General features: G+C 58.1%; 24 protein-coding genes and 1 pseudogene. 12 read left to right on the forward strand and 13 right to left on the reverse strand.

The features are described 5' to 3' along the window. Window positions 1–35: 35 nt before the first annotated feature. The 9 genes from BLW70_RS16875 to BLW70_RS16915 all read right to left on the reverse strand — a co-directional run bounded on the left by BLW70_RS16875 (window position 36) and on the right by BLW70_RS16915 (window position 8,685). Window positions 36–455: an organic hydroperoxide resistance protein gene (locus BLW70_RS16875; RefSeq protein WP_074875765.1), complete on the reverse strand. Its 420-nt coding sequence runs from the start codon at window positions 453–455 to the stop codon at window positions 36–38. A gap of 203 nt (window positions 456–658) precedes the next feature. Further along, window positions 659–1,165: a peptide-methionine (S)-S-oxide reductase MsrA gene (gene msrA / locus BLW70_RS16880; RefSeq protein ID WP_074875768.1), complete on the reverse strand. Its 507-nt coding sequence runs from the start codon at window positions 1,163–1,165 to the stop codon at window positions 659–661. 80 nt (window positions 1,166–1,245) lie between these two features. Then, window positions 1,246–1,647 carry a GFA family protein gene (locus BLW70_RS16885; RefSeq protein ID WP_074880623.1) on the reverse strand — a complete coding sequence of 134 codons (402 nt, stop codon included), beginning with the start codon at window positions 1,645–1,647 and terminating at the stop codon, window positions 1,246–1,248. 200 nt (window positions 1,648–1,847) lie between these two features. Beyond that, window positions 1,848–2,840 carry a LacI family DNA-binding transcriptional regulator gene (locus BLW70_RS16890; protein WP_074875770.1) on the reverse strand — a complete coding sequence of 331 codons (993 nt, stop codon included), beginning with the start codon at window positions 2,838–2,840 and terminating at the stop codon, window positions 1,848–1,850. A 75-nt stretch (window positions 2,841–2,915) separates the two neighbouring features. Continuing rightward, the gene (locus BLW70_RS16895; protein WP_074875772.1) at window positions 2,916–4,418 is read right to left on the reverse strand and encodes a glycoside hydrolase family 32 protein; all 1,503 of its coding nucleotides are present in this window, start codon (window positions 4,416–4,418) and stop codon (window positions 2,916–2,918) included. Then, the gene (locus tag BLW70_RS16900; protein ID WP_074875774.1) at window positions 4,415–5,560 is read right to left on the reverse strand and encodes an ABC transporter ATP-binding protein; all 1,146 of its coding nucleotides are present in this window, start codon (window positions 5,558–5,560) and stop codon (window positions 4,415–4,417) included. Before BLW70_RS16900 ends, BLW70_RS16895 begins: the two co-directional genes overlap by 4 nt. A 27-nt stretch (window positions 5,561–5,587) precedes the next feature. Beyond that, window positions 5,588–6,430, reverse strand: coding sequence for a carbohydrate ABC transporter permease (locus BLW70_RS16905; RefSeq protein WP_074875776.1), 843 nt, complete (start codon window positions 6,428–6,430; stop codon window positions 5,588–5,590). Continuing rightward, window positions 6,427–7,389: a carbohydrate ABC transporter permease gene (locus tag BLW70_RS16910; RefSeq protein ID WP_074875779.1), complete on the reverse strand. Its 963-nt coding sequence runs from the start codon at window positions 7,387–7,389 to the stop codon at window positions 6,427–6,429. Before BLW70_RS16910 ends, BLW70_RS16905 begins: the two co-directional genes overlap by 4 nt. Before the next feature lie 21 nt (window positions 7,390–7,410). Then, window positions 7,411–8,685 carry an ABC transporter substrate-binding protein gene (locus BLW70_RS16915; RefSeq protein WP_074875781.1) on the reverse strand — a complete coding sequence of 425 codons (1,275 nt, stop codon included), beginning with the start codon at window positions 8,683–8,685 and terminating at the stop codon, window positions 7,411–7,413. 168 nt (window positions 8,686–8,853) lie between these two features. Here BLW70_RS16915 and BLW70_RS16920 point away from each other — a divergent pair, with 168 nt between their 5' ends. From BLW70_RS16920 to BLW70_RS16930, 3 genes are all read left to right on the forward strand, one after another. Continuing rightward, complete coding sequence (locus BLW70_RS16920; protein ID WP_074875784.1) at window positions 8,854–10,419, forward strand: carbohydrate porin; 1,566 nt, start codon at window positions 8,854–8,856, stop codon at window positions 10,417–10,419. A 138-nt stretch (window positions 10,420–10,557) separates the two neighbouring features. Beyond that, the gene (locus tag BLW70_RS16925; RefSeq protein ID WP_074875786.1) at window positions 10,558–10,773 is read left to right on the forward strand and encodes a hypothetical protein; all 216 of its coding nucleotides are present in this window, start codon (window positions 10,558–10,560) and stop codon (window positions 10,771–10,773) included. 186 nt (window positions 10,774–10,959) lie between these two features. Further along, window positions 10,960–11,997 carry a GGDEF domain-containing protein gene (locus BLW70_RS16930; RefSeq protein ID WP_173860492.1) on the forward strand — a complete coding sequence of 346 codons (1,038 nt, stop codon included), beginning with the start codon at window positions 10,960–10,962 and terminating at the stop codon, window positions 11,995–11,997. Window positions 11,998–12,266: 269 nt separating this feature from the next. On the opposite strand, the gene BLW70_RS16935 is transcribed toward BLW70_RS16930, so the two are convergent. After that, window positions 12,267–12,698 carry a nuclear transport factor 2 family protein gene (locus BLW70_RS16935; RefSeq protein WP_074875790.1) on the reverse strand — a complete coding sequence of 144 codons (432 nt, stop codon included), beginning with the start codon at window positions 12,696–12,698 and terminating at the stop codon, window positions 12,267–12,269. Between the two features lie 260 nt (window positions 12,699–12,958). Here BLW70_RS16935 and BLW70_RS16940 point away from each other — a divergent pair, with 260 nt between their 5' ends. The 5 genes and pseudogenes from BLW70_RS16940 (at window position 12,959) to BLW70_RS31510 (ending at window position 16,867) form a co-directional block, all read left to right on the forward strand. Beyond that, on the forward strand, window positions 12,959–13,591 hold the full coding sequence (locus BLW70_RS16940; protein WP_074875792.1) for a CDP-alcohol phosphatidyltransferase family protein: 633 nt from the start codon (window positions 12,959–12,961) through the stop codon (window positions 13,589–13,591). After that, entirely contained in the window at window positions 13,578–14,177 is a 600-nt protein-coding gene (locus tag BLW70_RS16945) for a lysophospholipid acyltransferase family protein (RefSeq protein ID WP_074875795.1), read from the forward strand. Before BLW70_RS16940 ends, BLW70_RS16945 begins: the two co-directional genes overlap by 14 nt. Next, the gene (locus BLW70_RS16950) at window positions 14,174–15,121 is read left to right on the forward strand and encodes a phosphatidate cytidylyltransferase (RefSeq protein WP_074875798.1); all 948 of its coding nucleotides are present in this window, start codon (window positions 14,174–14,176) and stop codon (window positions 15,119–15,121) included. Before BLW70_RS16945 ends, BLW70_RS16950 begins: the two co-directional genes overlap by 4 nt. A 132-nt stretch (window positions 15,122–15,253) precedes the next feature. Next, window positions 15,254–16,009: pseudogene (locus BLW70_RS31505) on the forward strand (MCP four helix bundle domain-containing protein); the annotation flags it as partial. A gap of 132 nt (window positions 16,010–16,141) precedes the next feature. Continuing rightward, window positions 16,142–16,867, forward strand: coding sequence for a methyl-accepting chemotaxis protein (locus tag BLW70_RS31510; RefSeq protein WP_371917987.1), 726 nt, complete (start codon window positions 16,142–16,144; stop codon window positions 16,865–16,867). Between the two features lie 89 nt (window positions 16,868–16,956). On the opposite strand, the gene BLW70_RS16960 is transcribed toward BLW70_RS31510, so the two are convergent. Beyond that, window positions 16,957–18,720: an L-lactate permease gene (locus tag BLW70_RS16960; RefSeq protein ID WP_074875801.1), complete on the reverse strand. Its 1,764-nt coding sequence runs from the start codon at window positions 18,718–18,720 to the stop codon at window positions 16,957–16,959. A gap of 169 nt (window positions 18,721–18,889) precedes the next feature. Between BLW70_RS16960 and BLW70_RS16965 the strand changes: the two genes are divergently transcribed. Together BLW70_RS16965 and BLW70_RS16970 are read left to right on the forward strand one after the other, a co-directional pair. Beyond that, window positions 18,890–19,126 (forward strand): hypothetical protein, encoded by a 237-nt coding sequence (locus BLW70_RS16965; protein ID WP_074875803.1) that lies wholly within the window; start codon window positions 18,890–18,892, stop codon window positions 19,124–19,126. A 41-nt stretch (window positions 19,127–19,167) separates the two neighbouring features. Beyond that, complete coding sequence (locus BLW70_RS16970) at window positions 19,168–19,581, forward strand: DUF1801 domain-containing protein (RefSeq protein ID WP_218022567.1); 414 nt, start codon at window positions 19,168–19,170, stop codon at window positions 19,579–19,581. Between the two features lie 33 nt (window positions 19,582–19,614). Here BLW70_RS16970 and BLW70_RS16975 read toward each other — a convergent pair whose 3' ends face one another. Together BLW70_RS16975 and BLW70_RS16980 are read right to left on the reverse strand one after the other, a co-directional pair. Next, window positions 19,615–20,544: a LysR family transcriptional regulator gene (locus tag BLW70_RS16975; protein WP_074875807.1), complete on the reverse strand. Its 930-nt coding sequence runs from the start codon at window positions 20,542–20,544 to the stop codon at window positions 19,615–19,617. Window positions 20,545–20,610: 66 nt separating this feature from the next. After that, the gene (locus BLW70_RS16980; protein WP_074875809.1) at window positions 20,611–21,585 is read right to left on the reverse strand and encodes a quinone oxidoreductase family protein; all 975 of its coding nucleotides are present in this window, start codon (window positions 21,583–21,585) and stop codon (window positions 20,611–20,613) included. 691 nt (window positions 21,586–22,276) lie between these two features. Between BLW70_RS16980 and BLW70_RS16985 the strand changes: the two genes are divergently transcribed. Further along, window positions 22,277–23,680 (forward strand): MFS transporter, encoded by a 1,404-nt coding sequence (locus tag BLW70_RS16985; RefSeq protein ID WP_074875811.1) that lies wholly within the window; start codon window positions 22,277–22,279, stop codon window positions 23,678–23,680. 569 nt (window positions 23,681–24,249) lie between these two features. Then, window positions 24,250–24,690, forward strand: coding sequence for a cupin domain-containing protein (locus BLW70_RS16990; RefSeq protein WP_074875813.1), 441 nt, complete (start codon window positions 24,250–24,252; stop codon window positions 24,688–24,690). Window positions 24,691–24,703 lie beyond the last annotated feature (13 nt).

Consider the following 24,703-nt stretch of genomic DNA (forward strand, 5'->3'; position numbering starts at 1 on the left):
AAACGGATATGTCCCCCAACCCTAAGTGAACAGCATCAAACCAGATTGATCGTGACGTCGATGTTGCCACGGGTCGCCTTCGAGTACGGGCACCGCTGATGGGCACCATCCACCACTGCCCGTGCGACAACAGGGTCCAGACCCGGAAGGCTGACATTGAGGCGCGCCTGGAGGAAAAAGGCGTCTTCGGTCTTGCCCAGGTCCACTTCGGCATCGACGGCAACGTCACTCGGCAGGGTCACCTTCAACGCGACAGCCGCCTTAGCCATTGCACCGATGAAACAGGCCGACCAACCCGCAGCCAGCAGCTGTTCGGGATTGGTGCCACTCCCTGACGAACCAGGGGCGGAAAGCTTGATGTCCAAACGTCCATCGTCGCTTCGCGCCTCGCCGTTACGGCCTCCGGTGGTGTGGGTCTTGCCGGTGTAAAGCACGGTTTCGATTTCATTGATCATGAGGTGACTCCTGCTGGGGGTGGGCTCTTTAGCCTGGGTTCATCGGAGAACATCAGGTGTGCGACGCCGCCCACTTTTTCACCTTCATGTACTGCGTATGTGTCCTGATCCGGCAGTTGTGTATGGCTGTGTAAGATCGCCCGCGAACATACAGAGCGATACAAATCATCTTGCCTCCGACTCTTCGCAAGTGTGCCGCACCATTACCCTCGTTTGGGCAGTTTCCAGTCTGGCCGAATGAAATGGCAGGTGTAACCGTTGGGGTAGTGTTCGAGGTAGTCCTGATGTTCCGGTTCTGCTTCCCAGAACGGGCCTGCGGGCATGATTTCAGTGACGACCTTGTCGGGCCAGAGGCCGGATGCATCAGCATCGGCCACCGTGTCCTCGGCCACCTGCTTCTGTTCATCGTTGAGATAGAAGAGCGCCGAGCGGTAGCTCATACCCACATCGTTACCCTGACGATTCTTCGTCGTCGGGTCGTGAATCTGAAAGAAAAACTCGAGGATCTGGCGATAGCTGATCTGGTCCGGATCGAACACAATCTCGATCGCTTCCGCGTGCGTGCCATGATTGCGGTAAGTCGCATTGGGCACATCGCCGCCGGAGTAGCCCACCCGCGTGGACACTACGCCGGGGTAGCGTCTCAGCAAATCCTGCATGCCCCAGAAGCAGCCACCGGCCAGGATGGCAGTTTCAGTTCGCGTCGTCATAGTACGGTCCCTCCCATCAGTGAATTTGGCATCAGGTCTCAATCTACCTCATGTGCTTTCGCTTTTTTGGCCAAAAGCGTTCACTCCGTCTGCGGCCACCGATCCTCGATTGAGTACCACGGCGCTTTCGATGCAACACACACGTGTTTCTGTTTTTCATTCAGAAACAGCGTATCCAGCGTGCCTATCGCCACGGACATCCAATCCGAAAACTCGCCTTTGGAATCAGACCAGAACAGCGAAGAGCCGCAGTCGCCACAGAACTGTCGTGCGACGCCTCCAGACGAGTTAAAGGTTTTGAGCGTCTCGACCCCCGCCATGATTGTAATCGCCGACCTGGGTGCGCTTGCATACGTCGCGAATGCTGCCCGGTGGCCCTTGCGACATTGGCTGCAATGGCAATGGGTAACCGCTTTCAGCTCGGCGGCCACGTAATATTTCACTGCGCCGCACAGGCAACTTCCTTGGTGAAGTACATCCATGTTCATCGTTTCTCAGGTGTCGGTTGCGCCACTTTAGCGGTCTGCCGGGTTGAGTGAAACCCAAGAGCCCGGTCTTTCGTCAGGCGGTTTTAATGCATCGGCAGCCCCCAGGATTTGATGCATCCTCATCGTTGCCGCCCGAAGCTCTTTCACGACCCATCGAAAGCAAGCGGGCGTGTAATCACCGAATGAGCTCATTCTTACAGTGATGCCCTGACCACCAATGGACAATCAACTGGCTGAGCTCCTGATACCTCAATGGTCTCGATCAGGTGCCGGGCAGCCTTGCGACCGATCTCGTAGTACGGCAGTTGCACCGTCGTCAACGGCGGGATGAACAGCTCAGCGATACCGATCATGTTGTCATAGCCGAGTACGGCGACATCGTCGGGGATTTTCAGGCCTCGGCCCAACAACAGCTGATAGGCACAAAATGCAATGCGGTCATTGCCACAGATCAGAATGTCGAATTGGGGACGACCATCAATGATGTGCCGGTCGAGGATGGCTGCGGTTTCACCATAGGCATCATGATCGGAAAGGTCGTATTGCAGGAGTGCGTCAGGCGCAAGACCGAATGCCTGACAGGCACGCAGCAAGCCTTTTTGTCGCAGGTCCCAGGCCAGACTCTGTTTTGGCAAATTGATACACAGAGGGCGCCGATAGCCTTGGCTTAACGCATGATGTACGGCTCGATACTGCCCGGTTTCGTCGTCGGGCACATAACTCACCAGGCGACTGTCATCCGCCAGGCAATTGGCGAGTACCAGGGGTTTGCTCTTCAAGCGCTCGGGAATGTTCACGTGGCGAAACCCCATGGCGCTGAAGATCAACCCGTCGGGACGGTGCGACAACATCAGGTCGATGTTCTGGTCGGTGGGCGGGTTGCTCAACAGGTTAAGGATGAACACATTCCAGCCCGCCTGCTGTGCGGTCTGTTCGATGGACAGCAGCAACTCGACTGCGAACGGTGTAGTCGCGGTGTCCAGCGCGAACACTCCGATGGTGCGCGACTGGAGGTTGTCGCCGCGCATCTTGCGCGCCGACAGGCTCGGTACGAATTGCAGTTCATCAATGGCGCGACGTACCCGCTGAAGGGTTTCGGGGCTCAGTTTTTCCGGGGTGTTGAGCGCTCGAGAAACCGTCATCAGGGACACGCCGGCCAGCTGTGCAACGTCTTTCACTGAAGTCATGCGAGGCGAGGCCGGTCAGGTTGACGCAGGATCATGACACAGGGCCCGCGCTTCTCGCGACTCGATTGACGCTGTTCATAACCATCCCGAGGCCAGAGGCCATGCCTTGGGAATGGAGACACGCCCGCCACTCCCGCTGGCCAGCAGCTTCACGCCCAGACTGTCGGGCCGCGGATAGAGGCGACTGCTGAGGCTGAAGCGCCCGTTTTCGTCGAACACCTCGATGGACGAGCGATCGAGGAACACCCGCAGTTCCAGTTGCCCTTGTGTCGGGTCTATCGCCACGCTGCGCTGACCGGTGACTTGCGCACCCGAGCGGCTGCGGTCAAGCACCAGGCGCTGCAGTGACGCATCGTAATAGAGCAGGGTTTCTTCCTTGCCATCATCGCTGCAACGCAAGGCGATTCCGAGGTGGCCATCGGTGCAGCCGAGCAGATCCAGATGCACATGGATTTCGAGCATATCGCCATTCACTTCCGGCACCGACCGCGTACCCGACTCACCCCACCAGAGCGTGCCCTGCAATGGCGCTTTGCGCAGAGCGGTGAGCTCACGTGCCGGATAGACGCAAAGGCGATCTGCGTGCAGTTCAAGTTCGCGCGGCAAACCGAGCATGCCGCACCAGTGATGAGCCTGGCTCGGCATCGGGCTTTCCCACATGTCGAGCCACGCCCACACAAGGCGCCGACCGTCGGCGGCCAGTAGCGTTTGCGCCGCATAGAAATCGTGGCCGTTATCCAGCTCGATAAAAGGCCCGCCAGTAAAGTGCCATTCGCTGTCGAGTCGGCCCACTCGATAACCGGTCTGGTACTTGTTGAGCCGATCGTAACCCTGGGGCTGCATGCCTTGAGGGGAGTAGAGCAGCACATCGCGCCCGTTCAGCCGGAACAGGTCCGGGCACTCCCACATATAGCCATCACCCTCGCTGCCGCTGGCCACATAGTCGAGGAATTCCCAGGCGTGCAGATCCGTGGAACGGTACAGCGGCAGCAGCGGCACATCGCCCAGACGTGCGCCGGCAATCAGGTACCAACAGTCATCTTCCTGCCATACCTTTGGGTCGCGAAAGTGCATGATCGTGTCTTGCGGCGCGGTCTCGATGACGGCGCCATGCTTGACGAACCGGATGCCGTCGCTGCTGGTCGCCAGGCACTGGACTTGACGGATCGAGCGCTCGTCGCCCACGTCCCCCAGCCAGGTGTGCCCGGTGTAGATCAGTGCCAAGGTCTCCCCGCACACCACCGCGCTGCCGGAAAAACAACCGTCACGGTCGAACTCATCGCCGGGTGCCAGCGCAATGGGCAAATGCTGCCAATGGACCAGATCGGCGCTCTTGGCATGCCCCCAATACATCGGGCCCCATTTCGCGTCGAAGGGGTGGTGTTGGTAGAACACATGGTATTCGCCACGAAAGTACACCACCCCGTTAGGGTCGTTCATCCAGCCCGCTGGGGGGGCAAGATGATAACCGGGACGATAATCATCGCTGACGCGAGACAGGCCATCACTCAGCGCATGCTGCGCAAGGTCAAGGGCGCAAGACATTGGGTCGTTCATGGGATTCAAATACACAGTCATAGGGCGCTTGCTCGTGCCGAGCGCAGAGGGACGCCATCCGGCAGGGTTTCAATGGTTTGCGGGTGACGCTTCAAGGCCGCGCCGTCGGCGTCGAACAGGTGCAGGTTGTCGATGTCCAGCTGCAGCTCAACCCGATCGCCCGCTTGCCATCCGGCGCTGACTTCGCAACGACAGATCAATGGCTCGTCTTGACCTGTCTCGAGGTGCACATAGGTTTCGCTGCCCAGGTATTCGACCGCGGTAACGACGACGCCGGCAGTTCCATCTGCCGGTTTGAGCGACACATGCTCCGGGCGAATCCCCAGGCTCAGCTGCGTGCTCGTCGCCAGGTTCGAGCTGTCGAAGGGCAGGGGCGTGATACCCCATACGAGGGTATCCACCAGGCTGGTTTCGCCTGGCGTCTGTAGGCGCGCCGGCAGAAAATTCATTCTGGGCGAACCGAGAAAACCGGCGACAAAGCGGCTGGCCGGGCGTTCATAGAGTTCGCGCGGTGAGCCGACCTGTTCTACGCGCCCGCCATTGAGCACGACAATTTTGTCGGCCAGGGTCATCGCTTCAACCTGATCGTGGGTGACGTAGATCATGGTCGAGCCCAGCCGATCATGCAGTCGGGCAATTTCGTTGCGCATCTGCACCCGCAAGGACGCATCCAGGTTGGAAAGCGGCTCATCGAACAACAAGATGTCCGGTTCCCGCGCCATGGCTCTGCCCATGGCCACACGCTGACGCTGCCCACCGGACAGTTCCTTTGGCTTGCGTTGCAGCAGTTTGTCCAACTGCAGGATTTGTGCGGTTTTCAGCACGCGCTCGCGCAGGCTGGTCTTGTCCGTCTTGGCCAGTTTGAGACCAAAGCTGATGTTGTCGTAGACGCTCATGTGCGGGTACAGCGCATAAGACTGAAACACCATGCCGACACCACGCTCGCGCGGCTCCAGGTCGTTGACCCGTCGCCCGTCGATCAGCAGGTCGCCGCCGCAGATCGAATCCAGCCCGGCGATCAGTCGCAGCAGGGTCGACTTTCCGCAGCCCGAAGGGCCAACGAACACCACGAATTCACCCGCCGCGATTTCCAGGCTGACGTCGCGAAGAATGCGCATGCCGCCCAATTGTTTGTTCACGTTGTCCAGTTTCAATTTGATCACGATGCTGTTCCTTGTCTTTGTTGGGCATCAACCCTTTAACGCGCCGGCAGTGAGACCAGAAACGATTCGGCGCTGGAAGATCAGCACCAGAATCACCAGTGGGACGGTGACCACCACCGAGGCGGCCATCAATAACCCCCAAGGCAACTCATGGGGACTGCCGCCGGAAATCAAGGCGATGGCGACCGGCACCGTGCGTTGCGTGTCGGTGAGGGTGAAGGTCAGGGCAAACAGGAACTCGTTCCACGCGGCGATGAAGGCCAATAAGCCAGTGGTGACCAGTGCGGGCCAGAGCAACGGCAACAGCACGCGGGTCAGCGTGACCCAGGGCGAGGCGCCATCCATGATTGCCGCTTCTTCCAGTTCATGGGGCAGTTGCCCCATGAACGTGGTCAGTACCCAGACTGTGAAGGGCAGGGTGAAAATCGTGTAGCTCAGGATCAACGCCCAGGAGGTGTTGTACAGACCCAGTGCACGGATCACTTCGAACAGCCCCGACAACACCGCGACCTGAGGAAACATCGACACGCCAAGGACCATCATCAAGACCGTGCCACGCCCCCGAAACTTCACCCGGCCCAAGGCATAGGCGGCGGTCAGGCTGAGGAACAGCGCCAATGTCACCACGCACAGCGCAACCACCAGCGAGTTGCCGATCGCCCGCAGGAATGAGGCTTGATTGAGCACTGCCACGTAATTGGAGAAGTCGGGGTTTTCGATCCAGTAACTCACCTCGAACAAGGCGCTGGACGGCTTCAGCGACGTCACGATGGCGTAGTAGAAAGGGAAGACCGCATACAGCAGCAACACCCCGATCAGACACCAGAATCCGAGGCGCAACAGGGCTTTTTTCAGTAGGCGCAGGTTCATGACCGGACCTCCAGTTGACGGCGTCCGAGGTAGAGATAAAGCAGGGCGATGACTGCAACCACCAAAAACAACAGCGTCGAGGCCGCGCTGCCGTAACCGACGTCCTGGAATTCCACCAGGTGCTGGCGGGCATACACCGACATGCTCATGGTGCTCGATGAATTCGAGGTCAGCACATAGATCACGTCGAATACTCGCAGCGAGTCGAGGATGCGGAAGATCGCCGCCACCAGCAGTGCGGGCATGAGCAGGGGAAGCGTGACACGCCAGAACACTTTCAGTGGATGAATGCCATCGACCCTGGCGGCTTCGTAGCAATCGCTTGGCAACATCTGCAAGGCGGCCAACATCAGCAGCGTGACAAAAGGGACGGTCTTCCAGACATCGACGATGATCACCGCCCACATCGACAGATCCGCATCGGCCGTCCAGGCCAGAGGCGCGTCAATCAGGCCGAGGCTCAGCATCAGGTGATTGATGATGCCGAACTGGTCGTTAAGCATCCATGACCAGATCTTCGCCGAGACAATGGTCGGAATCGCCCAGGGAATCAGAATCAACGCCCGCACCAGCGAACGGCCGGTGAACTTGATGTTCAGCAGCAACGCCACCAGCAGTCCCAGTACGACTTCCAGTCCCACCGACACCACGGTGAAATGCAAGGTGTTGCGCACCGCGTTCCACCATTGTGGATCGACCAGAATGCCCGACCAGTTGGTACCGTTGTGGAATAGATAATTGCTCAAGCCAACGAAGGTTCCGCCACCGGTATCCGCCAGATTGGCGTCGGTCAGGCTGAACCAGAATGTGCGCAGTAGCGGCCAGGCTGCCACCAGGGCCAGACACAGCAACATCGGCGTCAGAAACAGCCAGGCAGCGCGTACTCGGCGTCGTTGTACGGGCGTTTCCCTGGTGAGCAGCAGCTCATCACAGGGGGCATGGGTAGAAGAGACAGACATGGTGATTTCCTTCCTTGTGGCTTACCAGTTCCGGCGTTTGATGCGCGTGAGTTCGTTTTCCAGTTCGGCCAGCGCCTGATCGACAGGCAACTCGCCCGCCAGCACGCCATGCACTCGATCGAAGAACGCATTGGAGACCCGTGGATAACGATCGGCAGTGATGGAGGCGGGGCGCATGACTCCATCGTTGAGAATGCTGTGCAGCTGAGCGTAATAAGGCATGGCCGCGAGCAGTTCGGGGTCTTGATACAGCGACTCGATAACCGGGTTATAGGCGCCAATCAGGGCACGATGTTTTTGCTCTTGAGCGCTGGTCAGGTAGCTCACCAGTTCTGCGGCAAGTTTTGGATGGGCGCTGTAACGCGATACCGCCAGGCCCCAGCCACCGAGAGTGGATGCATGGCTGCCGGTCTCGCCGCCGCGGGGCAGGGGAGCGACCCCGACCTTGTCTTTTACGGCACTGTCCTGACTTTGGACCAGAGCCCAGACATACGGCCAGTTACGCATAAACAGCGCATTGCCCGACTGGAATACGCCACGGCCTTCTTCCTCGGTGTAATTGAGTACGCCACGCGGGGAGATGTCGCCTACCCAGCTTTTCGCCAGGGTCAAAGCCGTTCTTGAGGCCTGACTGTTGACCACGATGTCACCTTTTGGATTGACCAGCCCGCCTTCCGGTTGGCTGCTGATCCACTCCAGCGCGTTACACGTCAGACCCTCGTAGGCGCGTCCCTGAAAGATGTAACCCCACGCATTGGGGTTCCCGGCGTTGCGTTCAGCCTGTTGAACATCCTTTGCGGTAGAGGTCATTTCCTCCCAGGTCTGGGGAACCTGCTTGTCGTATTTCTCGAGCAAGTCCTTGCGGTAATACAGCAGGCCTGAATCGGTGAACCACGGCATCGTCACCAGCTGTCCGTTCACTGTGGCGTTATCCACCTGTGCCTGGAAATAACCCTGGGTCGCATTGGCTGGAAGCACCTCGCGCAGATCCATCAGGTGTTTGGCCAGCATTCCCGGCCACACCATATCGATTTGAATGATGTCGATGTCGGCGGACTGCGCACTGAGGATCTGTTGGTAGAACGACAACCGCTCGGTCGCCGAGTTAGGCGTGGAAACCACCTCGACGTTGTTGCCGGTCTGTTTCGACCACGCCTCGACAGCCTCCTTGCAGAGTTGTAACTCAGCACCCACCGCACCGCACGAGATCGTCAAATTGGCCGCGCTCGAGAGGGATGGAAGCCCGGCACAGAGGGTGAGCAGTGCTGCTGGAAGAAGAGATTTCAGCTGTTTCATAGAGCCCTCTTTATTTTTGTTTTTAGAAAAGTTAACGTTAACATCGCCAAATGTAGCAGCGTATTTGCGATGAGGCATCCTTTTTTTCGTTGATTGCGACAATTTACAACTCACGAAAAATGGCCGGTCGCGGGAACAAAACAATAAAAACAAAACAGGGAAATCCACATGCACAAAGCATCAGGCTGGCTACTCGCAGGCGTGCTCGGCACATCGGCGGCAACCTCGCAGGCCGCGACTCTGGAAGAACGCATGGCTGCGTTTGAAGCCCGTACCAGCGCAGCGGAAAAGCGTGCAGCCGCAGCCGAACAGCAAACCCAGGCACTTGCCAGGGAATTGCTGCAAATCAAACTCGCAGCTCCCGCTTTGCAGCCCGCTACGTCTACTGCAGCAGCCATTTCGGCGCCTGCTTTGGACACTCGACTGGCAAAACTCGAAGCCCGTCAGCAAAGCATGGAAAAGCAGGGCAGCAGCGGACACCTCACTGACGGCTTCAGCTTCAAGGGCTACGCCCGCTCCGGATTGCTGATCAACGATGGGCTGGGTGGTGGTCGTGGTGGCCCTTATACAACGCCTGCCGGTTCAGTCGGTGGTGCCGTCGGGCGACTCGGTAACGAAGACGACACCTACATGCGCATAGACCTGTCGAAAGAGATGCATGCGCAGAACGGCACCCGATCCAAATTCACCGTGTCCATCGCCGACGGTGTGGAAAGCTCCAATGACTGGACGGCCGACGAGAGCAACCTGAACGTGCGTCAGGTATTTACTGAACTCGATCATCTCGCCGCCTTCAAGGGCAATTCAGTGTTCGAGAACTCCACTCTGTGGGCGGGCAAGCGATTCGACAGGGACAATTTCGATATCCACTGGCTGGACTCGGACGTGGTCTTTCTGGCCGGCACCGGGGGTGGGATCTACGATGTGCAGATGAACAAGGACTGGCGCTCGAATTACTCCTTGATCGGGCGTAATTACGGGGATTTCAGTGAAGGCGGTATCAACGCCGATGTGGAAAGCTACATCCTGACCTCCAACCAGTTCTTCGACAGTGGTCAGTGGCAGTGGATGTTCAATGGCATTGGCTCAAAGAAAAACGACTTTGGCACTCGCAGCAATGAAGCGGGCCTGGCGCCTGCGGATTCCGGCTTGCACAGCATGCTGGCCAATCACCAGAAAAACTTTTTCGGCAGGGAAGGCTTCTTCAAAACAGCACTGCTCTATGGGCAAGGTCTGGGGGCAGAGGTCAAGAACATCGGTTCGGATGGCGAACTGATCGACGACGCCCGCGCTCTGCGCCTGGCGCTTTATGGTGAGACACCCATTGCACCCGGCTGGCGTATCGGCCCCAGTTTGTTGGCCGAACAGAGCAAGGACAGATACGTCAAGGGTGACGACTACCGCTGGATGACCCTGAACGTGCGGTTGGCCAATGAAATCAACAGCAATTTCGAGATGGCCTACGAAATGAGCTGGCAAACCATGGACCTCGACCCCAAGGGTTACATGCAACGCAATGCGGTCGACGGTAACTTCTGGAAATTCACGGTCGCTCCGACATTCAAGCCTGATTTTGGAGACCTTCTCACACGTCCCGAATTGCGAGTGTTCGCAAGTCTCATGAACTGGTCTTCGGACCTGGACAGATACAGTTCCACAGACAACTTCGGCAAGACGGACTTCAACGCCGGAGGTGTGTGGCAATACGGGATACAAATGGAAACCTGGTTTTAATACTTGAACGCGTCCGGACAACCCGCCTTCAGTGCGTCTGCTGGCGGTTGTTGCAAACAGAGATGGTTCCTGCAGCTGAAATACTGACGAAACATTCTGGCCATATGATTCGCGTCACTGAAATCCAGGGAGTTGGAGATGAATCGACCATCAAGAAGCATGCGCAAACTGCTCGACGCCGTCGCCACTAACAATGAGGTAGCGGCGCTAGATATGATGCGCGCAGCAGAGCATCTCCAAGACGAAGTGCTACGCCAGCGGTTGCTCAACATGATTCACCGACTCAACCAGGACGCCATGGACTTACGAGCGGCGCGTGACGATATCCAGGGCGGAGCCATAAAGCTCGCGTGATCATTCTCGGTGACGTCTCTTGGTCTGTATGCTGCGTTGGGCTTGGGCCAAGGGCGCGTTGACCCGTCCGAGCTATCCCGGTGGGTCAGCCGGGTAGGGACGCCTTATGTATGGCTGGTTGGTGTACGTAAGGATATGCTGCCCCCGACTTCATGCATGCCAATAAAAACCAACCACAGTGACGTTATGAGCCAACTAGAGACGCGTGCGACTGCCCTAACGCTGTATCCAGAGGACTCCCGAGAGGCGGCGGCCCTGCTGAAGCAGGCCGTACCACTGATGGTGCGTCACAACATTCCACCAAACCCCGTGCACTATGCTCTCTGGTACACCTACAGCAAAGGTCAGGAGCCAGAGCTTAATCGCCATCTGGACAGGGTGGTCAAAGACTTCGACTGTTTCCCTCCAGAATCCGCTACGAAGCTTTTTCGCGACTACATCATTCGTGACGAATTGGAGGAGGCGCGCGCAGGGCAACAACAAGCGATCGATCTGGTTGACGACATGGAGCGTAATGTCTCGCGTAGTGTGAATGGCAGTTCCAACTTTCAAGCCAGTCTTGGCCATTGCATGGAAATGCTCGCGGAGCCGGTTGACCAGAGGTTGCCTGCCATTCTGAGCGAGCTGCAACAGAGCACCCAGGTCATGCAGGATCAGCAAGAGCTTTTCCTGTCCCAGTTGCACTCAGCGCAAAATGAAATCAAGAGTCTGAGAGACAAGCTCGAGCGAGCCCAACTGGCTGCATCTTTGGATGGTCTGACTAAGGTGTTGAACCGAGCTACCTTCACTCGCTTGCTGGAGCATGCATTGATCAACGCTCCTCATGGGGTGGCATTGGTCATGTTGGATATCGATCATTTCAAGCAGTTCAATGACCGCTATGGCCATCCTTTGGGCGACCGCGTACTTGAGCATGTTGGTCAGGTGTTACGGAACTCAATCCCGCCTCAGGCCTTGGCGGCACGCTATGGGGGTGAAGAGTTCTGTGTAGTCCTGCAAGAGTGTTTTGATCTCACCAGTGCTCATGCTTTTGCTGAGCAGCTGCGCCTGAAAATTCAGGCGCTGCGGATCAAGGTTCGTGGCACGGATGAGGTGCTGGATACTGTAACTGCGTCTTTGGGTGTCGCCGTCGCCAAATCTGGTGACGATGTGGAAAGCCTTCTGACTCGTGCCGATGATGCCCTCTATCAAGCCAAGCGCAGCGGGCGCAACCGAGTGAGCTGAGATCATTGATGTATTTTATTTTTTAAGACTGCTGGCTAGAAAAGCGGAGATGTCGAAGAAGGGATCAATCCGGTGAATCATCAGCCCGATCTGTTCGATCAGAAGGCCCGGAATTATCAGGCTCGCTGGCCTTTGCTGTAGCGTTTCACCGCGCCCCAGTGACCGGCAAGCTGAGCAGTTGATCGGCAGCGGGCTGGCCCTGGAACGGAGCAAGGAGAGAGTCGGGACACCGCAGTCGGGCTGACCGGTATCCCTTCGTTACGCAAAAATCAGAACTTGAACGCTTGTCGGCCTACCAGCAACCAGTGGCCTTTCTGTTTTTGCCAGATCTGGAAGTTCTCGATTTCGGTTGGAACCACTTCGGTGCCTTTGAGCGCTTGTGCCGAGAAGTGATGACGAACCAACGCTACGTCACCCGATACGGTGATGGTCTGGTTCTGCATCTCCAGGGTTTTGAACGCGCTTTTGCCGGTTTCAATATCGGCGATGAATGCTTTCTTGTCCTGGATCTTCCCGCTGGAATGCCCGTAGGTCAGGTTCTCGGCGGTCAGCGCGTTCAGCTCGGCAATGTTCTTGTGCAACATGGCTTGTGTCAGATGATCGACGGCTTGCGCAACATCCTTGTCCGCGGAAGCAGGGGCGGCTGCTACATAGCCACTGAAGAGGCACAAGAATCCAATCAGCACTTTCACTTTTTTCATGGGGGTTTCCTTGTTGTTTTGGGTGGTTGCTTGTCGGTCGTCGTACAACTTAGCACGAGGCATGGAAAAAAACGAACAAGGTGTTGAGGGCTTGTCTCGAGGTTTGAAAGTCGGAACGACATCCCGAAAATGAACAGAAAATTTTTGATGGGGTGAAGCAGGGTTTGTTGGCAAAGTCTTCATATTGCTGGATGTGGTCAGCGCAACTCGCCATTACAATGCAATACGCAGTAACACATCACTTATAGGGATATTGGCCAGTGGATGACAACAGAAGGCCCATCAAGACGCGCTCTGCGGGCTGGGCAAGACACCTCACCGACATGCTGGTGAAAAGAGACATTTCCCCCAATCAGATATCCGTCGCCAGCATCGCCTTCGCGTTTGTCGGCGTCGTGGCCCTCAATATTGACAGCGGTGTCGTTGGATCGATTTGCTGCGCGATCGGCATTCAGTTGCGCCTGCTGTGCAACCTCTTCGACGGGATGGTGGCGATAGAGGGCGGCAAGAAGTCGGATATCGGCAGCCTCTACAACGAATTCCCGGACCGGATCGCCGACAGCTTGCTGATCGTCGGGCTCGGGTATGCCATTGGCCAATCCGACCTCGGATGGTTTGCTGCCCTTGCGGCAGCACTGACCGCATATGTCAGGGTGTTCGGCGGCTCGATTGGCCTCAAGCAGTCCTTCATCGGCCCTATGGCCAAGCAGCATCGAATGGCCGTGATGACCGCAGGACTGCTGCTGAATGCCGTCGAAGCCAGCGTTTATGGCACTCACTACGTACTGTTGATCGCACTGGCTGGCATCGCCATCGGCTCCGTCGCCACCTGCGTCACGCGAACGCTGGCAATCGCCAGGCAGCTGAAAGGGGCCGACCATGTGGATCAGTAATGCGCTGATTTCTGTTCTTCGACTGTTGATTGGCGTCACGGCCAGATGGGAGAGCCCGCCGGATCTCACCCGTCAGCGAATCTATTTCGCCAATCACACCAGTCACATGGACACCTTGGCCATCATTGCGGCCCTGCCGCCCGAGGCCCGGTTGAATGTGAAGCCGATTGCCGCTGCCGATTACTGGGGAAAGAACCGGTTTCTGTCGTACATCTCGCAGAAAGGCCTGAATGCGGTGCTGATTGACCGTAAACCGGCGCCCGGTAAAAACGCACTGGAGCCCATTTTCGATGTGGTGCAGGCGGGGCATTCGATCATCTTCTTTCCCGAAGGCACGCGCTCATCCGAGGCACTGCCCGGGGAATTCAAATCAGGTCTGTACCGGCTGGCCGAGACCTTTCCCGATGTCGACCTGGTGCCGATCTACCTGGAAAACCTTCATCGCTCCATGCCCAAAGGCAAACACGTCCCTCTGCCGATCATCTGCACGATCCGTATCGGCAATCCGATGGAAAGGATTGCTGGCGAGGATAAACAGGTGTTTCTGGAACGCGCGCGTAACGCCATCGTGGAGCTGTCGAAATGACTCTTGATGCAAAGTTTTTGTGGTTCTTTTTCGGATTGGCCTGCTTGCTGGCAATTGCTTCGCTGGCCGGTCGATTGTTAGCCCTGCGGGCCAAAACGGAAGGTGCGGTCTCGACCATCGAAAACCTCAATCAGCGCGTGAATGCCTGGTGGGGGATGGTCATCATCTTCTTCGTGTCCTACCTGCTGGGCGGTAATGCAACAGTCGTCCTGTTCGGTTTCATCTCACTGTTCGCGCTCAGGGAATTCATCACCCTGACACCGACCAGGCGAGGTGATCATAACGCTCTGTTTTCGGCGTTTTTCATCCTGATCCCGCTGCAATACATCCTCATCGGCACGCACTGGTATTCGATGTTTACGCTGCTGATTCCGGTGTATTCATTCCTCCTGCTACCGGCGATTGCGGTGCTGAGCCAGGACACTGACGGCTTCCTGGAAAGGACGGCGAAGATCCAGTGGGGCGTGATGATCTGCATTTATTGCATCAGCCATGCGCCCGCACTTTTGCTGCTGGACCTGGAAGGGTTCGCCGGCCAAAACGCGCTGCTGCTGTTCTATCTGGTGTTCGTCGTTCAGTTGAGTGACGTGTTGCAGTACGTGTTCGGCAAGCTCTTGGGCAAGCACAAAGTTGCGCCGCTGGTGAGTCCGTCAAAAACAGTCGAAGGTCTGGTCGGTGGCGGGCTGTCTGCAACGCTGATTGGTGGCTGCATGTTCTGGATGACTCCCTTCAGCTTCTGGCAGTCACTGCTGATGTCGTTCGTCATCGTGGTGATGGGCTTCCTCGGTGGTCTGGTCATGTCGGCGATCAAACGCAGTCTGAGCGCCAAGGACTGGGGCACCATGATCAAAGGTCACGGCGGCATGCTCGATCGCATGGACTCGATTTGCTTCGCGGCGCCGATCTTCTTTCACCTGACGCGCTACTTCTTCTCCGCTGCCTGATTCAGGCGCCCTCAAAACCGAAAAAACATACCGCATGTCGTAAAGACATGCGCGTATGGACATTCGCTTCATTAACCACTCTTGCCGGTCGATAACCTCTTGAGCGACCCAATCCGCGAGAGGAACCCCAGAGTGTCCATAAAATTACGTTTGATTCTGCTGATTGGCACCGGGCTGATTACTGCGTTGCTCATGAGCCTGGTCAGTTACCTGGGAAATACCCGGATGGCTGAGGCGGTGAATGACAACGAGGTCAGTATGGCCTTGCTGCGCAATCACCTCGAAGCCGACATGATGCACGACGCGTTACGCGCCGACGTGCTGTCGGCGATGCTGGTCGGGCTGGGTAAAAGCACCAGCAGCAAAGCCGAGGTGCGCAGTTCCACCGAGGAGCATGCGGCGCACTTTCGTGAAATGCTCGGTGAAAACCTCAAGCTGCCGGTCAACGACGTTCTTAAAGCGGGCCTGAACAAGATCAAGCCCAGCCTCGATACCTACATCAGCGCAGCCGAACGCATCGTCGCGCAGGCGCTGGAAAATCCGGAGGCCGCGCAGCAACAACTGGGTAGTTTCAGTAGCGTATTCAGCCAGCTGGAAGTTCAGATGGCCGCGCTCAGTGAGCTGATCGAAACCAACACCCACCAGACCAGCGTCGGCACTCAGACAGTCATCAGTAACGCCAACTTCACCCTCGGCGGCGTCCTGATCGCCAGCCTGCTATTGCTGTTGGCCCAAGGCCGCTGGGTGATTTTGAGCATCATGGGGCCGTTGCAGACCGCCAGCCGCATCGCCGACAGCATCGCCCATGGCAACCTGAGCGAACCGATTGTCGAGCCCACTCACAACGACGAAGCGAGCGCCCTGATCCGCAGCCTCGCGACCATGCAGCGCGACCTGCGCGGCATGATCGAAGCCGTGCGCAGCAACGCCCACGGCGTGAGCGGCATGAGTGAACAATTGAGCAGCGGCTGTCACGAAGTGGCCGGTAGCAGTCAGCAGCAAAGCGTTGCCGCCAGCACCATGGCGGCGGCTGCCAGCGAAATGACCGCGAGCATCGAGGAAATCACCCGGCATGCCGAACGTGCGTTGAACATGGCCAATCAGGCCGAGGCATTGGCCAAGGATGGCGGTCGTGTGATCCATCAGGTGGTCAACGACATGGACGGTATTGCGCGTTCGGCGCAGCAGTCGGCCCAGGTGATCCGCACACTGGACAAGGAGTCCGAAGGGATTTTCAGCATCATCCAGGTGATCAAGGGCATCGCCGATCAAACCAACCTGCTGGCGCTCAACGCCGCGATCGAAGCCGCTCGTGCCGGTGAGCAGGGTCGTGGATTTGCCGTGGTGGCCGACGAAGTGCGCAGCCTGGCGGGACGCACCAGCGCCTCCACCCAGGAAATTGCCACGATGGTTTCACGCATTCAGCAAAGCACCCGCGAGGCGGTGACCAGCATGGAGGCGGGCGTGGCGCAGGTCGACAAAGGCATGGCGGTGACCGCCGACGTCGAGCGCGCCATCCGCGAAATCCTCGACGCCACGCTGAACACTACGCAACTGGTCAACGACATCACCCGCACCATTGGTGAGCAGAGCCTGGCCAGCAATGAAATCGCCCATCAGGTCGAAATGATTGCCGGCATGTCCGAAGGCAATAGCAAGGTCATCGGCCGGACCGCCTCTACCACCGATGAGTTGTCTAGCCTGGCGGGCAAGCTCTCGCAGTCGGTGGATCGGTTTCGGCTTTGAGGACTTTTACTCAAGTTCTAGAAGTTGGTCGACACCGCGTACCCCGATGATCATTCGATCACCGGGGTGTACACGCCGAACTGCATCCATCAATGCCCACCCACCACCATATGACTGAAGGGCGCCACATACGCCTGCAACGTCACCAAACCACCGACCAGAATCGCCAGGATGATCGAGTGGAAAAACACATAACGCAGGATTTCCCCTTCATGCCCGTACCAGCGGGTGGCGGTGGAGGCGACCACGATCGACTGGGCGTCGACCATCTTGCCCATGACCCCGCCGGAGCTGTTGGCGGCAGCCATCAACACCGGGCTGATGCCCAATTGCTCGGCGGTCACCCGTTGCAAGCCGCCGAACAGCACGTTGGACGCCGTATCCGAGCCGGTCAGCGCCACGCCAAGCCAACCGAGCAGAGTGCCAAACATGGGGTAGAAGATGCCCGTCGCGGCGAAGGCCAGGCCCATGGTGGCGTCCAGTCCTGAATAGCGGGTGAGGAAACCCAGGGCGAGCATCGCGACTATTGTGATCAGCGAGTAGCGCACGACCCAGATCGTTCGCAGGTACTGGTGAATCAGTTGCGGGATGGAATAGCCCATCAGCAGCCCGCCGAGAATCGCCGACAGCAGGATGCCGCTACCGGTGCTGGTGAACCAGGTGAACTTGTAGACCGCTTCCTCGGTTTTAGGCGCGGGCACTACAGGCGGGACCTTCTCGATCTGCTGGTGAATCGTGGTGAACGTCACGACCGGAGCGAAGATCGGGTTGGCTTCACGCATCGGTTTGCCTTGAGGGTCGAGCTTGGCCGAGTGGGTGACCGGATCAATCGCCGGACGGGTATCGAACATGTTTTTGAAACCCTGGGTGCCCCAGGCGAACACGAACACGGTGAGGATGATCCACGGCATCCACGCGCGCATCACCGCAGGCTTGGCATCGTTGGCAAAAGCCGCGCTGGCGACGGGCTTTTCGTCATGCTCTTCGGCAATTTTTGAGTTGTCGACGCGCCCGGACAGTGCTGCGGAGGTATGTACGGTGGCCGGCTTCCAGACCTTGAGGAAACCGGTCAGGCAGGCCATGGAAATCAGTGCGGCGATCACGTCCACCAGCATCGGCCCGTGGTAGTTGGACACCAGGAACTGCGGCACGGCGAAACTGACCCCGGCCACCAGAATCGCCGGCCAGATTTCCAGCATCTTGCGCCAGCCGGCGAAGGCCCAGATCAACCAGAACGGCACGATCACCGAGAAGAACGGCAATTGCCGGCCGACCATCATCGACAGTTCCATTTCATCCAGGCCGGTCACCTTGGCCAGAGTGATGATCGGCGTACCCAGCGCACCGAACGCCACGGGCGCGGTGTTAGCGATCAACGCCAGGCCAGAGGCGGCCAGTGGCGAGAAGCCTAACCCGATCAGAATCGCCCCGGTCACCGCCACCGGCGTACCAAAACCCGCAGCCCCTTCGAAGAATGCACCGAAGCAGAAGGCAATCAGCAGCAATTGCAAACGTCGATCGTCGGTGATGCGCGCCAGGGAATCCTGCAGCACTTTGAACGAGCCGTTCTCGGTGGTTAGCCGATGCAGGAAGATAATGTTGAGCACAATCCAGCCAATCGGCAGTAAGCCGTTGGCGGCGCCGTACAGGGCGGCCGAGCCGGCCATGTCCGCTGGCATGTCGAAGGCGAAGATCGCGATCACCAGCGCAGACGCCAGGGCCATCAATGCGGCCAGATGCGCTTTCACATGGAAAAACGCCAGGGCTGCCAACATCACCACGACCGGCACGGCTGCCATGAGGGTTGAAAGTATCGGGTTTGCGAACGGATCGTAGATTTGCTGCCAGACCATGTTCCACCTCTGCTTTTTATTGTTGGGAGTGCAGACCCCGAGGGGGCGGTGGCTTCTAGTATAGGTGGCATTACGCCGCTGTCCTGGCAGGCCTTTGAGTGGGCCGCGCTGAGCTAACATGGCCAATGGGTAAATGCGCAACTCGGATTTCAACAGGAGAAATGCAGCCATGACTGAACGCCATATGCACCACAAGGAAACGCTGTCGAACGGATGCAGGATCGAAGTCAAAGCCGAGATATTGAAGGACGGTTCACTGGGGATGTTCATCGGTGTTTACCGGCCGGACGGCACGGCCATTGTTGAGGATCACGATCCCAAACCGCATCTGCTTGACATGGAGGCTGCCTTTGACTGGGGGATCGAAAAGGCCAAGACCCTCGGCAACAGTCAAAAAACACTGTAAACGCGGTTTTGGACACCCTCGTGAAGAAGGCGACAACCACCATGAAGAAAGAGCAGGGCGGTGCAAATGAAGAAGAGAGGGGAGCTTCGGCCTCTCAGATGATCGACGCGAGAATCAAGGAACTGGACGATTGGCGGGGCGAGACGCTCGCCCGGGTCCGAACGCTCATCCGCCAGGCCGACCCCGACGTGGTCGAGGAATGGAAGTGGCGGGTCCCAGTGTGGTCGCACGACGGAATCATCTGCACCGGCGAGACCTACAAGCAGGTCGTGAAGTTGACGTTTGCCCAGGGCGCCGCGCTGCAAGACCCTTCCGGCCTCTTCAACGCCAGCCTGGAAGGCAACACCCGACGTGCCATCGATTTGCATGAGGGCGACACGTTCGATGAGAACGCCTTGAAGGCGCTGATTCTCGCCGCCGTGGCGTTCAACACGAGCAGGCGTGCGAAACCCTGACGCGGCCTCGCTGACAGGCTTCGGTTTCAAGCGCTACGGTTGGGGCAACTGCCAGGGCGCGCCTCGTGCAAACGCTGCCTCGATCCAGTGCTTGAACGCCGTCGTCGTTGCCGTGTTGTACTTGGCCGACGGGCGCACCAGATAGACACCCGCGTCTGCATCCAGCTGCCAGTCGGGAAGCACTCTGACGAGGTGAGCGCTATCGATGTCCCTCGTCATGAGCCACTCACCGCCGGCAAGAATGCCCAGCCCCATGCGGGCGGCGGACAGCAGGGCCTCATTGTCGTTACTGACCATGGCGCTGCGCACCCTGATGCTCTGCTGATCGCCATCGCGTGTCAGCTTCCATTCCGGGTACGAATGCAGCCCGGTGAAGCCCAGGCAATTGTGCTCGGCGAGGTCTGCCGGTGTCGTCGGTTCGCCTTGGCGTTGCAGGTAGGCGGGTGCCGCACAGAGGATTCGGCGGTGATCGCACAACTTCCTGGCCACCAGTCGATTGTCTGACAGCTCACCGATTCGGATCGCGGCATCGAAACCCTCCGCGACGATGTCGACGAATCTCTCCGAGTATTCAACCTCTAGCGTCACCTCGGGGTAAGCCAGGGCGAACTCGGACACCATCGCGCTGAGCCATAATCGCCCCATCGCGGCTGGCAGGGCGAGTCGCAATCGTCCCCTGACCTGTGCCGCGCCTTGGGCCGCCTCTTGCTCCGCTTGGGTAATTAAACTGACGGCATGACCAAGCTGTGAGACCAGACGCTGTCCCTCGTCGGTAAAACGCAGTTGCCTTGTCGTCCGCTCCACCAGACGTATTCCGAGACGAAGTTCCAAGGCACTGAGCCGTTTGGACAGCACCGACGGATGCCGTTGCAGCATCCTTCCGGCGGCCGCAAAAGAGCCGTGTTCGGACAGCGCCAAGAGGGTGGCGAGTTCATCTGCCTGTCGACTATCGAACAGATCCATGCAACGGCAAACCTCGCAAATTCAAGGAACAAGGGCACGGGCCGCAGGCATCGTCCCAGGTTCTACTCAGGGCGTAAGGACAATTGCACCTTGCGACAGTCCACTTTCCATATCAGCGTGCGCTTGTGCTACGTCAGCCAATGGGTAGCGACGCCAGATTCGAGGTTGAATGATACCGGCGGCGACCGCTTGCAACACCTCCTGTGCGCGCTCCTGATACTCCTGCGCGGTGGCCGTATGCGCGGCGAGAGACGGTCGGGTCAGGAACAGAGAACCTTTGGCGTTGAGGGTGCTGACCTCGACAGCCGGCGGGATGCCCGAGGCCATGCCGAAAGACACCATCAAGCCACGCGGTCGAAGGCTGTCGAGGGAGGCTTCGAAAGACACCCGCCCGATAGGGTCATATACGACGTCAACCTTTTGCCCGTGGGTGACCTCGGCAACCTGGGCGGCCAATGTCGCTGCGTCGAACACCAGTACTTCATCACAACCGGCGGCCTTGGCCCGCTCGATGCTGTCCTGTTTCGAGACCACACCTATCACGAAGGCGCCAAGGTGTTTGGCCCAGGGCACCATGATTTGCCCCAACGCACCCGCGGCGCCATACGCCAGCATTCTGGTGCCTGGGCCAACGGGGTAGGTCGTCTTGAGCAAATAGTGGGCAGTGATGCCCTTGAAGAGCAGGGCCGCTGCTTCGTCGAAACCGAGGTCATCGGGAATCTTCACGAGCCGATTCGCCGGATAGAGGCGACCGCTTGCATAAGCACCCATCGGGCCAGTGGCGTACGCGACCCGGTCCCCAACGGCAACTTCGGTGACGCCTGGACCTATCGCCGTCACCTGTCCGGCGCCTTCAAGGCCAAGTCCTGAGGGCAGGGGAACACGGGCAGCACCGGAGCGTTGGCTCACGTCCAAAGGGTTCACCCCGATGGCCGCTTGCGCCAGCCAGACTTCTCCGGCTCCCGGTGCTTGCTCCGTGGTTTTTTCGAGCTGCAAAACCTGAGGCCCGCCAGTTTCCTGAAGTGTAACGGTGCTTACCATTTGGAACTCCCGATGCGTTGGTCGTGCTGGGAGTCTAATGAGTTGCCAGTGAAGCACTAGTAAGGGTAATTGCAGTTCATTGTTGTAGCAGGTGCAGCAATGGTCGGCGAGGCAATACGGTCTGGATTTGGCCTGTCATCATGCTGGATGGCGTTGTCGTACGACTTTTTTTGATATCAAGACGCTCAGACCTAGCGAGCAACACCCGAAAAATAAAAAGCTGATGGCCCTACAGCCAGCGGCATCTGTACGAATTTGCACTTTTAATGGGCAGACTTTGTCGAGACGAACGGCTGTTTTTTCAGATTGACAGCCCGGCATTGAACTCGATATAAAAGGCGCAGTTGTACGACGACAGACGATTATCGACTGTTAAACACTAAAAATAAAAAAGAGTGTCGGCCACATCATGAATACAACCCGCCCGCGCATCTCCTTGAATGCCGCTTTTTATGGTTCGACCTCGACTGCTTGCCCATCCCCACGGTCAGGCCCGTCGCATACGACTGTCCCGCCCAACGCTCGATAGCTCTTGCCAAATGTCCGACTCCAGCCGCTGAGCTTGGAGTCCCATTTTCGATCCCGCAATACCGTGGCGTGGCTCCATCGCGTTTTGACGATGCTTCACGACATCCTAGATCTCGCTTGAAACCGAGAGATCATCACCCTAATCCAACAATAAAGTGATGCCATGAATCTGAACGAGCCCATCAATGTGCAACGCGTCGGCCAAGCCGTCGGCAAGTACCGCTGGACGATTTGCGCGCTGTTGTTTTTTGCCACCACCGTCAATTACCTGGACCGCCAGGTACTGAGTCTGTTGGCGCCGGATCTGTCGACGCAATTTGGCTGGAGTAACACCGATTACGCGAACATCGCCTCTGTCTTTCAGTTCGTGTACGCGATTTCCATGCTGTTCGCCGGCCGTTTCGTTGACAAGATCGGCACCAAGAAGGCCTATGTGATTGCGATCTGCATCTGGTCGACCGGTGCGATCATGCACGCCTTTGCAGAGCCGATGGGCGAGGGTATTGCCGGCATCAGCAGCGCCTTGGGCCTTGCCGTCATTCCGGTTTCGATTGCAGGTTTCATGCTGTCGCGCGCCGTACTGGCGATTGGCGAAGCAGGGAACTTCCCGATTGCGATCAAGGCCACCGCCGAATATTTCCCGAAGAAGGAACGTTCCTTCGCTACCGGCATCTTCAACTCCGGCGCCAATGTGGGCGCGATCCTGGCGCCGATCAGCGTGCCGCTGATCGCCGGCCTTTGGGGCTGGGAAGCGGCGTTCATCGTGATCGGTGCGTTGGGCTTCGTCTGGGTGGTGGTATGGATTGCGCTGTACGAAAAGCCGGAGCAGCAAAAACGCCTGTCGGTGCAGGAACTGGCCTACATCCGCAGCGATCAGGGCGCGCAAGCGCTCACCGGCACCGACTCGGGTGCCGCTGCCAAAAAAGTATCGTGGTTCAAGTTGCTGACCTACCGTCAGACCTGGGCCTTTGCCTTCGGCAAATTCATGACCGACGGCGTGTGGTGGTTCTTCCTGTTCTGGCTTCCGACCTACCTGTCGGCGCAATACGGCATGAAGGGCCAGGCCATCGTATTGCCGCTGGCCGTGCTGTACAGCATGACCATGATCGGCAGCATCGGCGGCGGCTGGTTCCCGAGCTATTTCATGTCACGCGGCGATGCGCCGTATGACGGTCGCATGAAAGCCATGCTGGTGATCGCTTTCTTCCCGCTGCTGGTACTGCTGGCGCAGCCATTCGGTTACATCAGTTACTGGGTGCCGGTGCTGTTGATCGGCGTGGGCGCGTCGGCGCACCAGGCGTGGTCGTGCAACATCTTCACCACGGTGTCTGACATGTTCCCGCAAAAATCCATCGCGTCGGTGGTCGGCATTGGCGGTTTGGCCGGCGGCTTGGGCGGCGTCGTGATGACCAAGACCGGCGGTTGGGTGATCGACCATTACAAACTGATCGGCGATATCCACACCGGCTACATGATCATGTTTGCCATCTGTGCGCTGGCCTATCTGGTGGCATGGAGCGTGATGAAGGCGCTGGTGCCACGCCATAAGGAAATCACCGACCTGTAAACGACGACGCGCCTGGCCTGCTGACTTCCCGTGCGCAGGCCATTCGCCCGGTCCGAACCCGTGAGGGAGTACGGGCATTAGTGTTTTTCCATCCTGCTGCGCTTGCCGCTGTGCAAAATCGTTCTAAAAAGCCCGCCTTGCGCTTTGGAGTTTGTACTAACCTTGAAGTTGTAGGTGAAGACGCAGACTGATGCGCAAGCGGATGGCGAGGAAACGTGGGGCGCGTTCCGAAGGGTACACGGTTAGAAAGATCTCCGCGCTGAGATCCAGCCCTTATGCCGTGTGAAGCAGGACAGCACAAAACTGTTCTGTGGGAAGCCTGATAAACCTTGTAAGCCGGAGACCAGCACCGGCCACCTACTCGATTTACCAAGCCCGCCTTGTGCGGGCTTTTTAATGTCCGCCGGAACGGTTTGTATCGGAACGTATCCCGCCCACCCGCAGCTACCTTCGCATACAAAACCAGGGCATTGGCGACACTTGCGCGATACACGGCAACCTCCCAATAGAGCCACCGCATCCGCGGCAGGCTCCGCGCGACATTCCCGCGCACAGATTGGAGAAATGCCATGTTCCGTTTCAACCACCGTATGGGCGCCAGCATGTTTGGCATCGCCGTTGCCACAGCACTCACCGCCTTCGCGGGCCTCGCTCAAGCCCAAGAGGCGCCGCCGGCAAAAAGCTGGCAGGCGGGTCTTCACCGCACCGATCTGCTGCGCCAGGACCTCGACGTCGCCGGTCGTGAAGTGATCCAGGTCCTCGTTGATTTTGATCCGGGCGTGGTGTCTCCCAAGCATTCGCATCCCGGGGTGGAAGTGGCCCACGTCATTGAAGGCACGTTTGAATATCAACTCGAAGGTCAGCCTCCAATAACGCTCAAGGCTGGCGACTCCTTGTACATCCCCGCAGGCACGGCGCATGTCGCGAAGAACGTCGGCGCGGGCAAAGCGTCTGAGCTGGCGACGTACATCGTGAAGAAAGACACGCCTCTGGTCGTGCTGGAAAAGTAAACGAGCCGTCGGC

Source organism: Pseudomonas frederiksbergensis (assembly GCF_900105495.1).
Lineage (GTDB): Bacteria > Pseudomonadota > Gammaproteobacteria > Pseudomonadales > Pseudomonadaceae > Aquipseudomonas > Aquipseudomonas frederiksbergensis.